Annotated in this window: 9 protein-coding genes; 3 read left to right on the forward strand and 6 right to left on the reverse strand. The window is 65.6% G+C overall.

Annotated elements, in window-relative coordinates:
• Positions 1 to 114 precede the first annotated feature (114 nt).
• The 6 genes from QX128_RS03740 to QX128_RS03765 all read right to left on the reverse strand — a co-directional run bounded on the left by QX128_RS03740 (position 115) and on the right by QX128_RS03765 (position 7083).
• Positions 115 to 1446, reverse strand: a complete 1332-nt coding sequence (locus QX128_RS03740) for an ABC transporter substrate-binding protein (RefSeq protein WP_316215580.1) — start codon at positions 1444 to 1446, stop codon at positions 115 to 117.
• Between the two features lie 331 nt (positions 1447 to 1777).
• Positions 1778 to 2431, reverse strand: coding sequence for a 4'-phosphopantetheinyl transferase (locus QX128_RS03745; RefSeq protein WP_316236692.1), 654 nt, complete (start codon positions 2429 to 2431; stop codon positions 1778 to 1780).
• Between the two features lie 694 nt (positions 2432 to 3125).
• Positions 3126 to 3296: a hypothetical protein gene (locus QX128_RS03750; RefSeq protein ID WP_315800403.1), complete on the reverse strand. Its 171-nt coding sequence runs from the start codon at positions 3294 to 3296 to the stop codon at positions 3126 to 3128.
• A 45-nt stretch (positions 3297 to 3341) separates the two neighbouring features.
• On the reverse strand, positions 3342 to 4448 hold the full coding sequence (locus QX128_RS03755; RefSeq protein WP_316236693.1) for a prohibitin family protein: 1107 nt from the start codon (positions 4446 to 4448) through the stop codon (positions 3342 to 3344).
• On the reverse strand, positions 4445 to 6070 hold the full coding sequence (locus QX128_RS03760) for a cyclic peptide export ABC transporter (RefSeq protein WP_316236694.1): 1626 nt from the start codon (positions 6068 to 6070) through the stop codon (positions 4445 to 4447). The genes QX128_RS03755 and QX128_RS03760 overlap by 4 nt, the downstream gene beginning before the upstream one ends.
• Positions 6071 to 6306: 236 nt before the next feature.
• Positions 6307 to 7083: a thioesterase II family protein gene (locus QX128_RS03765; RefSeq protein WP_316215579.1), complete on the reverse strand. Its 777-nt coding sequence runs from the start codon at positions 7081 to 7083 to the stop codon at positions 6307 to 6309.
• Positions 7084 to 7363: 280 nt separating this feature from the next.
• Here QX128_RS03765 and QX128_RS03770 point away from each other — a divergent pair, with 280 nt between their 5' ends.
• The 3 genes from QX128_RS03770 to QX128_RS03780 all read left to right on the forward strand — a co-directional run.
• Positions 7364 to 7915: a YcjF family protein gene (locus QX128_RS03770; protein ID WP_315800407.1), complete on the forward strand. Its 552-nt coding sequence runs from the start codon at positions 7364 to 7366 to the stop codon at positions 7913 to 7915.
• 93 nt (positions 7916 to 8008) lie between these two features.
• Positions 8009 to 8236: an MbtH family protein gene (locus tag QX128_RS03775; RefSeq protein ID WP_316236695.1), complete on the forward strand. Its 228-nt coding sequence runs from the start codon at positions 8009 to 8011 to the stop codon at positions 8234 to 8236.
• A 6-nt stretch (positions 8237 to 8242) separates the two neighbouring features.
• Positions 8243 to 11379: amino acid adenylation domain-containing protein (locus QX128_RS03780; protein WP_316236696.1), on the forward strand; the 3137-nt coding region annotated here is incomplete at its 3' end.

An 11379-nucleotide genomic window follows, 5' to 3' on the forward strand; every position in this document is an offset into this window, starting at 1 on the left:
GCTTCACTGGCTGCTTCTGGCTGGTGGTGAGACTGGCTGGTCCGCCCGGCAAGCCGAAGCTCGCCGGAGGGATCGTCGTGGCGCATCCCGCGTGCACGCGAGACGCTGCTTCCATCAGAGCTTGCCGTCCTCCTTGAACACCTTGGTCCAGTCGGCGATCAGGCCGTCGAGCGCGCCCTTGGCGGTGCCCTGGTCGGCGACGACATAGTCGTGGACGCGCTTCTGCATCGCGAGCAGGAGCTGGGCGTAGGACGGCTCGGCCCAGAAATCGACCACCTGGTCCATCGCCACCAGGAAGTCGGCGGCGAACGGCGCGGTGTTCTTGAAGTTGGGATCGTTGAGCACGCCCTTGTGGCAGCTGTAGCCGCCGAGCGCCCACCACTTCTTCTGGGTGTCGAGCGAGGCGAACCACTTGATGTAGGCCAATGCCTCGGCGCGGTTCGGCGAATAGGCCACCACCGAGATGCCCTGCCCGCCGAGCTGCGAGCCCTTCTCCTTCTGCGCGGGGTTGACGAAGAAACCGATCTTGTCGCCGCCGACATTGGGGTCCTTGTAGAGGCCCGGGAAGAAGGCGAACCAGTTCATCTGCAGCGCGACCTGGCCGGACTTGAAGGCATCCAGGCCCTCCTGCATGTAGCCGTTGGAATAGCCGGGCGGCGTGCAGCATTTGTACAGCGCCTTGTAGAATTCGAGGCCCTTCACCGCGTCGTCGGAGTTGACGAAGCCCTGCATGTCATACGGCTTCTTCGGGTTCTGATACTTGAAGCCGAACGGATAGAGCGCGTTGGTGACGCCCATGGTGATGCCTTCCGAGCCGCGCTCGGTGAAGATCGCCGCACCGTAGACGGTCTTGCCGTCGATCACCCGCTTCTGGAAGAACTCGGCGATGTCCTTCAGCTCTTCCTGCGTCTTCGGCACCTCGAGCTCACGGCCGAACTTCTTCTTGAACTCCTCGCGGATCTCCGGCCGCGCGAACCAGTCCTTGCGATAGGTCCAGCCGTTGGCGTCGCCCATCGCCGGCAGCGCCCAGTAGTTCGGCGAGCCCTTTGGCCATTCGGCGTAGCCGGCGACGGTGGCGGGCATGAAGTCGGAGATCTTGATGCCTTCCTTGTCGAAGAACTCGTTCAGCTTGACGTATTGGCCGTTCTCGGCGGCGCCGCCGATCCACTGGGAGTCGCCGATCATCAGATCGCACAGCTTGCCCTTGGAATTGAGCTCGTTGAGCATGCGGTCGGCGAAGTTCGGCCACGGCACGAACTCGAACTTCATGTTGACGCCGGTCTTGGCGGTGAAGTCCTTGGACAGCTCGACCAGCGCGTTGGCCGGATCCCAGGCGGCCCAGCACAAGGTGATCGTCTTTCCCTCGGCGCGTGCCGGCGCGGACGCGCCGAGCACTGTCGCGGCGGCGACCGTCGCCGTCAGTGCAAATGTCTGCAGCAACTTCATCTGGCACTCCCTCCCTGTTGGCGCCGCCCCTGCCTTTGCGCTGATGACGGCGGTGTTGGCCCGCGGCGAGAGGCGCCGTCACAACGACAGCGCGAGCCGCAAGCGTTTCCTCATGGTCCCGGATCGATTGTCCGAGTTAAGTATTTTGTTTAGTAGATTGCGAACGACTAAACATGTCAAGCGCATTTCCTCGCAATTCGCAGCGCATCATGTTTAGCGACTGCGGTAAACAGCTCATCGGATGGAGATTTCCTGAGATCGCGATCCCACAGCTTTCCGGCGCAGCGGCAACAAGAACGGCCCGCCCCAACCCCAGGCTGCGTTCGCGCCATCAGCGCTGCGCGAGCGTCACGCCGCAGCTCACCCGGCCGTCAGCGATAAAGAAACGTCCGGCGAGACGAGCAACCGCGGCCGGCCAGTCCTCTTTCATGACACGCGCCTCGAACGTGCCCGCCGGCCATGCGATCGCGAGCTCGACATCCTGGAAATCCAGGAAGCCGCGCGTGAGCGGGTACTGGCATTTGTAGTAGGCTTCCTTGGCGCTGAAGATCACGATCGGCAGCATCGGCTGCAGCGCATCGGGCTGGCCGCGAAGCCATCGCCGCTCGGCCGGCGTGAGCACGAGATCGCGCATCGACGGATCGAGCTCGCGCAGGTCCTCGACATCCAGTCCAAGCGACGGGACATCCCTGCTTCGGGCCACGGCAACAGCGCAGTAGTCGGCGCAATGCGAGATGCTTCCCGCATAGCCCGGCGGCCACACCGGCGCGCGATCCGGCGTTGGGACGAGCGCGACCGGCGAAGCTCCGAGCGACGCCAGCGCCCTGCGCGCCAGGATCCGCGCGGTCGCGAACTCGGCGCGCCGCTTGGCGACCGCGGCCTGGATATGCGCGCGCTCTTCGGGAAACAGCTCATCCTCCGCCAGCGAGAGGCTCGATGCCGCAACCACGACCGGACCGTCAAACAGCTCTGCAATCGCCTTCATCGCCAACTCTGCACGCGCGCTGCCTCTCTTGCGGACCGGCCCTGACCAACACGGATCGGCTGGCCGCCACTCTACACGACGCGGCTGCTCCGAAACCGATCTCGAACGATTCCACATGACATCGCGATCTCGCGGCGTGTTTCGCCCGAGCTTTGCTTCCGTTCGTCCTCCTCTCCAGCGAGAAGAGGCGCAAGGAAGGCCGGGAGCCTGCCGCCCCCATGGCCCCCGTGCGGAAAGAATGCACGGGGCAGGAACCACAGGTTCGGCTGGGACATCCCGGCCTTCCCTGCGCGATGGTTTGACGGCTTATACGTGATCTCCCCGGGGACCGGCTTGATTGCCCCCGTCGCCGACGGATCATCATGACCGCCGACTTGGCGCCAGCTTCGGGGCGCCAGGACCACACGATTTCGCCGTCGCATCGTTCCGTTCGTCCGCGCAATCGAGATCACGCTGCGGACCGACACGCCCATCGCATCCCCGGCTCGACGTTCGTGACGATCGCGAAACGTCCCTCTTCAGCGAGCCGGGATGCGCGGAAATGTGGAGGTGATTTGCCCGACGATGCAAGTGATAGGAGCGCGACAAACTGGCACGACGGGCAGTTCGGACATGACACGCATGCGGCAACTGCCCGTCGGGTGCAGGACCTTGATCGCCGAGGCCGCGGCGCGCCGCGCAGGTTCGACTCGGATCAGGCTGGCCGCCGGCCACCGCCCAGCAGGAACAGTGCCGGCAGCATCAGCACGGGGCTGAGAATGGCCGATAGAAACACGCAGCCCCAGAAGCCCATGCGGGAGTCGCGGCCGAAATAGCCGCTCAACAGGCACAGCAGCACATAGATGATGATGACGAAGGCAGACATCAGGCGATGCTCCTCATGCTGGCGAAAACGGTGGGCGGCGCGGAGCTAGCGGGCATTCTGCACCGGAGCCGCCGGAATGGGGGATCCCTGCCGTACCGGCGCCGGCGGCGACCCGAGGGGAGTCATGCGGGCCTGTCCTGGCAGATCGACGCCGCTCGGATTCTCCAGGACGTCCCGCGGCGGCTGCTGGATCTTGGGGAAGCTGAGCTTGGTGCTGTCGAAGTCCATGATCGAGGGGTTCGGCGCTGTGGCGCTGCCTGACGAGATATCCGAGCCCAGGATGAGCGGCATCTGATTGGCGCCGCCGCCGACCACGACGACCTTGCTGTTGTTGGAGCGGGCGAGGTCCAGCGTTGCCTGGATACCGGTCCAGGTCAGCACGTCCTTCGACAGCGACCGCGACACCGTCGCATAGTAATTCTCCAGGCCGATGGCCTCGATGCGCTGGCGCTCGGCCTCCGAGCGGGCCCGTGCAAGGATGAACTCATAGGATGCGGCGTACTGCTCCTGCGTCAGCTTGTCCTCGATCGCCTTGCGCATCCCGTCGGGAAGCATCACCCGGGTCACGACCATGTCGTCATAGAGCAGGATCGTGCTCTTGGGCTCGCCGCGCAGGGCGTCCAGCATCTGGCCGGTCAGGAGCTCGCTGTCGAGCGTGTAGAGGCGATGGCTGTCGAACTTGCCGATCACGCGCCTGATGACGCCGAGTGCCACCGGCATGACCAGGCGATTGACGTAGTCGGTGCCGACCTCCTTCAGGAGCCGGGGCGCGGAGTTGGCATCGACGTGGAAGATGAGGTTGGCCTTGACGTCGACGCGCAGGCCTTCGAGGCTGAGCGCCTCGACGTCGAGCGCCAGCGACTGGACGCGCGTCTCGAACAGATACATCCTGTTCCAGGGCAGCTTGAGCGCCAGCCCCTCGCGATAGACGTCGTTGATGACGGTGCCGCCGCCGAGCAGGCTGTAAAGCACGCCGACATGGCCTGCGGGAACCACGACGATCACGGTCCGCCACAGCAACAGGACCAGCAGGCCGGCGAAGGCGATGGTGCCGACGACATAGGCTTCAACGCGATCGCGCAATCTGCCGCGCGTCGGCCTGAGCGGAGACGGCGAGTTGCGAAGGCTGCGATCGGGATAGGCCACGCTCATGTCAAAGCCTCGGCTTGCTCGAGCCGGCCGTCCCGCATCGTGAGAACGCGATCGCCCATCGAGAAATAGCGATCATCGTGGCTGATGACGATAACGGCCTTGCCGCGAGCCCGCAAGTCGGGAAGGATTTCGGTATAGAAGCGGTGCCGGAACGACGGATCCTGATCGGCGCCGACCTCGTCCAACAGGTAGATCGGCCGGTCCTCGAGCAAGGCGACGATCAGCGCCAGCCGCTTGCGCTGTCCGGTCGACAGATCGAGCTGGGTGAAGCCGCCGTCGCGAAACGCCGTCTTCTCGGCCAGTCCGAAGTCGGCCACCATGGCATTCACCTTGGCCGGATCGATCGTGCGCGCGCCGTAGAAGCGATCGAACAAATGGAAGTCGGCGAAGACACAGGAGAACAACTGGCGATATTTGCCGCGCAGGGCATGGTCCACCGGCTCGCCGTCCCACAGGATGACACCGCCCGCGGGGTCATAGAGGCCGGTGAGCAGGCGCATCAGGGTCGACTTGCCGCTGCCATTGCCGCCGATCAGGTAGGTGATCTGCCCGGGTCGAACGACGAGGTCGCACGGCCCGAGCGTGAAGCTGGGCTTGCCGTCGCGGCCGGTGTGCGAATAGGTGATCGCGCGCAGCTCGACCCGCTCGAACACCTGATGCGCGGCATCGGGTGACGGCTCGGGCTCGCGCGCGGCGGCCAGCAGCCGCTTCTCCATGTCCAGGAGATGCTCCATCGACAGGTTGGCGCGTGCCAGCACCGCGGCCGAGCGCAGGACGTTGTCGAGCGACGACAGCATGAACAGCACGGTATAGAGCACCTGGAGCACCGTGCGGTGCTCTTTGATGTAGCCCGGCAGGATGAAGACCACCGCGGCGAGCAGGCTGTAGAAGCCGATATAGGAGATGCTCATGCCGGAGGCGATGTGGTCCATCGCGATCGTGTTCTTGACGTCGATCTGCTCCGAGGCCGGCAGCAGATGATCCTGCTCCAGGTCGTAACCGCGCGCGGCGTTCTGACGCACCTCTTTGAAGCCGTGCAGCAGATGGCCCATCAGGTCGAGGAACCGCGTCTCCTGCGCGCTCGCGGCGACCAGGGCCGCCCGCGAGCCACGCTGGCTGTAGCGGTAGAAATACACGGTCACGACGAAGGCGAAGACCAGCAGCATGATCGCGAACAGCGACAAATAGGCGATGTAGGCGCCGAGCAGCAGGAACGTCATCGCCGAGATGATCCCGGTGACGATCTGCGGCGCGGCGTCGGAGATCAGGATGGTCTCGCGCGCGACCACGTCATAGATCCGGTCGACGCCGGTGTGCTCCAGCGCCTCGAGCTCGATCCGCCGGACCAGCAGCACGTAGTTGTCACGGATCTGGCGCAGGATGGCCTCGCTGAGGGCCGTGACCATGCGCATGGAGTAGCGGTGCGAGCCGATCACGAGCGCCGCCAGGACCAGGAACAGCAGCACCATCTCCAGCGCCGGCCCGTCGCTCGACTCCGGCGCGGTGGCCGTGTTGGTGACGACCATCAGCGCGCCCATGGCGAAGCTGGTCAGCACCATGCCTGCGATCAGGCGAAAGCGGATGGGACCCGCGGATGCGAGGACGAAGCGTATCAGGTCCAAGGTTCAAACCGCCTTCTGTCCACGCTGAAATCCCTCAAGGCCCCAATGCCGACGGCGGGCGCAGCACTCCGCCACAAAACAGCGCCGGCGATCACGACGAAGCTCGTCCGGCACATCGGGCAACATCGAATCCTGCTGCAACGTGTTTGATCACAACCAGCGTCCAGGGCAAAGAGGGCACGGCAAGGCTGACAAATAAACCAATCGGACAATATGCAACCTGATCGAACCGCGCCTCAGGACGGCTCCGCGACGAAGCGGTCGGCCAGCAGCTCCGACAGCACCGCCTCAGCACGATCAGACAAATAGAAGTGCCCGCCCGGAAAATCGCAGCGGCGAACCGGCCGAAGTGAGACACGATCCCATCCTGCGATCCGCTCATCCGCCGTCTGCGGGTCATCGCGTCCGCGCATGACGGTGAGATCGATGTCGAGCGGATCGGGCGATGGAATGCGATAGCCGAGCACGGCCGCGAAATCGGCGCGCAGCGCCGGCGCGATCAGCTCGCGCAATTCCGCGACCTCCATCACGGCCGGCGGAATGCCGCCGTAGCGGCGATCGACGGCGATCAGAAACTCATCATCGGCCAGCGTCATGAAACCGGTATCTTGCATTGCAAGATCGGGGGATTCCCGGCCGGAGACCGCCAGACGGAGCTCGGGCGCATATTCCGCACGGCGAAGTCCCCGAGCCGCTTCGAGCGCCAGCAGCGCGCCCATGCTGTGGCCGAACAGCACAGTCGGCAGATCCGGCCTGGCGAGCAGCGCGCGGACGACCTCCGCTGCGGACTCCACGATGTCGCGACGCGGCTCCTCGCCAAGGCGCGTCTCCCGACCTGGAAGCTGGACCGCCAGCACCTCGACATCGGGCGGCGCCAGATCGGGCCAACGCCGATAGAATGACGCGCCGCCTCCTGCCGGCCCGAAGCAGACCAGCCGGCGGCGGGCCGCAGGTCTCGGCTTGAAACAAAGAAGCCACTCATCAGCAAACGAATGCTGCCAGCGATCAGGCATCGATCAACCCACTTCAAATTTGTTGCATATTATCATGACAGGCCGATGCTGCCGCACCTCCAGATGCGGCCGCGCCGACGATGCTCACAGGACAATCGAGGGGATTCCCATGAATCCGCACCTCATTGTGCATTGCCCGCACCTCTCAGCCGCCTTCGGCGTTGCTACGTCCTGATAAGTCTAAGCTTCTTTTGATCGGTCTCTCGACATCCGTATCAATCACCTGGACATTATCTGGTGACAGTCCGCGAGAAGCGAGCGGACGGCCCTTCCAAGGGAGGTGGAAGGATGGTACCTTTCAACTAATAATTGGGAATCAATCATCATGACAAATTTGGCTGCTAGCGACCAAGCTGTTTCCCCCGCCCCCGTGTCCCCCGAGCATCACAAGCAGGCGCTGGCGATCGTCAAGCGCAACGCCGGGTTTGGTGCCATCACCGGACTCATCCCTTTGCCTTTGCTCGATGTTTTCGCGCTGACAGGTATTCAGATCAAGATGATCAGCGAGCTCGCCGAGGTCTATGAAATTCCGTTCAACGAGAACGCCGTGAAGTCGTACGTGGCCGCCTTGATTGGCGGCATCGTGCCGGTCAGCCCGCTGTCCGGCGTCGCGATCCGCGCGGCCCGCTACGTTCCGTTCATCGGTCCGCTGCTCGGCATCGCCGTCGTGCCGGCATTCGCCTCGGCGCTCACCTGGGCCATCGGCCGGGTCTTCGTCAATCATTTCGAAAAGGGCGGAGATCTGTTGTCGGTCGATCTCGAGACGATGAAGGAGCAGGTCAAGCGCGGGTTGACCCGCAAGGGTACGACCGCCGAGACGGCGACCGCTTAAGCCGCTTGCACACGGCCGCCCGCTGCGGCCGCTGATCTGCATGACCCGTACCGCGCGGTTCAGGGAACGCCGTTCTATGCCCTTGGTGTCGACATGGTGAATGTATTCGACGACGAGAACACCGTCTTCGTCGTGCTGGTCAACGACGAGGAGCAGTATTCGCTCTGGCCGCAATTCAAGGACATCCCGGCTGGATGGCGGCAGACCGGACCGACGGGCGGCAAAGCGGAATGCCTCGCGTTCATCGAGGGTGCCTGGACCGACATGCGGCCGCTCAGTCTCCGCCGCCAGCGAGATGCCGCCGACCCGTCTGCAGCGTGACGCATCGTGAACGATCGATGGGATCCATCCCGCGCAGAATCGGAGCGCCTGCCGGCTGAGGACAGCCCGATCGAGACTCCGGCCGCCGGCAACGGCGACGAACTCCAGCGCAAGCGGCAACTCGCGGCCGAGCTGTTGCGCCGACGCGGGACCGAGGCGGCTCATCATCCCCTGTCGTATGGGCAGCAGGCGCTGTGGTTCCTGCATCAGCTGGATGCCACCAGCACCGCCTATCACGTCGCATTTCCCATTCGGCTTCGCGGTGCGGTCGATGTCGCAGCGCTGCGGCAGGCCATGCAGGATGTGATCGAGCGCCACCCTGCCCTGCGCGCCACCTTCGCCTGGCGTGGCGGGACGCCGATCCAGACCGTCTCGCCGCGCGCGGCCGAGCTGCGCCACGTGCAGGTCGCAGACCCGGCTGAGCTCGATCGGGCGGTGCAGGACGCCTACGAAGAACCGTTCGACTTCGAGCGCGGCCCGCTGTTCCGGGCGGTGCTCATCAGCCGCGGACACGAGGATCACGTCCTGCTGCCGCTGGCTCATCACATCGTCATCGATGGCCAGTCGATCGTCATCCTGCTCGACGAAATCGGACGCAGCTATCAGGCGCGGGCCCGCGGCGAGGTCCCTCAGCTCCCTCGCGTGGAGCGCAGCTATGCGGATTTCGTGCGCTGGCAGCGCACGATGCTCAGCGGGGCGCGCGGCGAGCAGCTGTGGTCGTACTGGCAGTGGCTGCTGTCCGGCGAGCTTCCCGTGCTCGACCTGCCGCTCGATCATCCGCGGCCGGCGCAGCGCCGCCAGCGCGGCGAGCAGATCGACCTCGCCATCGCGCCGGAGCTGCTTGTACGGCTCAAGGCGCTGGCGCGACGCCACGAGACCACGCTGTCCGTCGTGCTGCTCGCCGCCTACAGCCTGCTGCTGCACCGGTTGAGCGGGCAGGACGACATTCTGCTGGGCGCGGTGGTGGCCGGGCGCACCCAGCCGGCCTTCGATCCGACGGTGGGCTATTTCGTCAACACGGTCGTGCATCGCACCCGCCTGGTGGACGGCCAGAGCCTCGCCGCCTTTCTCGACGCCACGAGACGGGCGGCCGCCGAAGCGGCGGAGCATCAGGACTACCCATTCGCGGTGCTCGCTCAGCGGCTGCAGACGCAGCGCGATCCGGCGCGGACCCCTGTCTACGAGGCTTGCTTCAACTTCCTGCAGTTGCGCGGACAGCATGCCGTCCAGGGGCTCATCGCGCCGCTGGCGGATGACGGCTGGAGCACGTGGGGCGGGCTGGCAGCGCGCGTCTACCAGTTTCCGCAGCAGCTCGGGCAGTTCGATTTCGCGCTCGAGCTGTATGAGGCGAACGAGGCGCTGTTCGGCAATTTCAAGTTCAATCCGGATCTGTTTGCCCGGACGACGGTTGCGCATTGGGCCGGCGCGTTCGAGATGCTGCTGCGCGGGCTCGCCGATGACCCCGCAATCCCGGCGGCACGGCTGGCGCTGGCCGCCCCCGATCTGGCGCGCGCCGATGATCCCGGCGCGCCCCCCTGTCTCACGGCGGTCGCGCCGCGCGAAACGCTTGCCACGCGGTTCGCGGCCGAGGTCCGCCGCATCCCCGACGCGATTGCCATTCGCACCGACGACCATACGCTCACCTATCGCGATCTCGACCGCCGCGCCAACGCGCTCGCGCACGACCTGATCGCGGCCGGGGTCCGGCCGCAGGACCCGATCGCGCTGCTGTTCGCCTGCTCATCCGAATTCGTCATTGCCGTGCTGGCGGTGCTGAAGGCCGGCGCGACCTATGTTCCGCTGGAGCCGGGCCAGCCCAGGGATCGGCGCGATTTCATCCTGCGCGAGACCGGCGCCCGCTTTGCCCTGGCCGCGCCCGCGCTCGTGGCCGAGCTTGCCGGCCATGGCGGCCTCGGCATTCTTTCACCTCGTCCCGACGCCTTCGATGATCGGGATCCCGGCGTCGCCGGCGCGGCCGATGATCTTGCCTATGTCATGTTCACGTCGGGCTCGACCGGCCATCCCAAAGGCGTCGGCATCAGCCATCGCAACATCCTCTCGCTCGCGGACGACCCGGTCTGGCACGACGACGGACCGCAGACGATCCTGCTGCATTCCAATCCCGCCTTCGATGCCAGCACCTTCGAGCTGTTCGTGCCGCTACTCCACGGCCACACGATCGCGATCGGACCAACCGGCGCATTCGACGCGCGCCGGCTGGCCACGGCCATCCGTCAGCATGGCGTCACGCGCCTGTTCCTGACCTATCAACTGTTCGCAGCGATCGCGGAGGAGCATCCCGACTGCTTCGACGGGGCGAGTGAGGTGCTGACGGGTGGCGAGACCGTGTCGCCGGATGTGGTGCGCCGCGTGCTCGAATACAGCCGCACGGTGGTCTCCAACGCGTATGGTCCGACGGAGACCACGACCTTCGTCACGCGGCATGCTCTGTCTGACGTGGCCGCGATCACGTCACCCCTTCCGCTCGGGCGCACTCTTGCCAATCGCTCCGTCGTCATTCTCGATGACGCCCTCAATCCGCTGCCGCCGGGCGTCGTGGGCGAAGTCTATGTCACGGGCGCGGGCTTGGCACGGGGCTACATCAATCGTCCCGGATTGACGGCGGAGCGCTTCATCGCCGATCCATTCGGACCGCCGGGCACCCGGCTGTATCGCACCGGCGATCGCGCCCGCTGGCGCGCCGACGGCACGCTCGAGTTCCTGGGACGCGCCGACCATCAGGTCAAGATCCGCGGCTTCCGCATCGAGGCCGGCGAGGTCGAGAGCGCGCTGCGCCGTCACGACGGCGTCGCTGCTACCGCCGTGGTGCCGCAGGAGCATCCGCAAGGGCGGCGCCTCGTCGCCTACGTCGTCGGCCGCGACGGCGTTGCGCCGTCCATCGCAGAGCTGCGCAGCCATCTCGGCAGCCTGCTGCCGGACTACATGGTGCCGGCGTTGTTCGTCACGCTCGATGCGCTGCCGCTCACCCCCAACGGCAAGCTCGACCGCAAGGCGCTGCCCGAGCCCGATCTCGCTGCTGCGTCCGAGACACCCCATCGCGCGCCACGCTCCGCCACCGAGCAGGCGCTTGCCGCGATCTGGGCCGAGCTGCTCGGCCACGACGAGATCGGCATCGACGACAA

The sequence above is a fragment of the Bradyrhizobium sp. SZCCHNR1015 genome, assembly GCF_032489875.1.
Classification (GTDB): Bacteria; Pseudomonadota; Alphaproteobacteria; order Rhizobiales; family Xanthobacteraceae; genus Bradyrhizobium.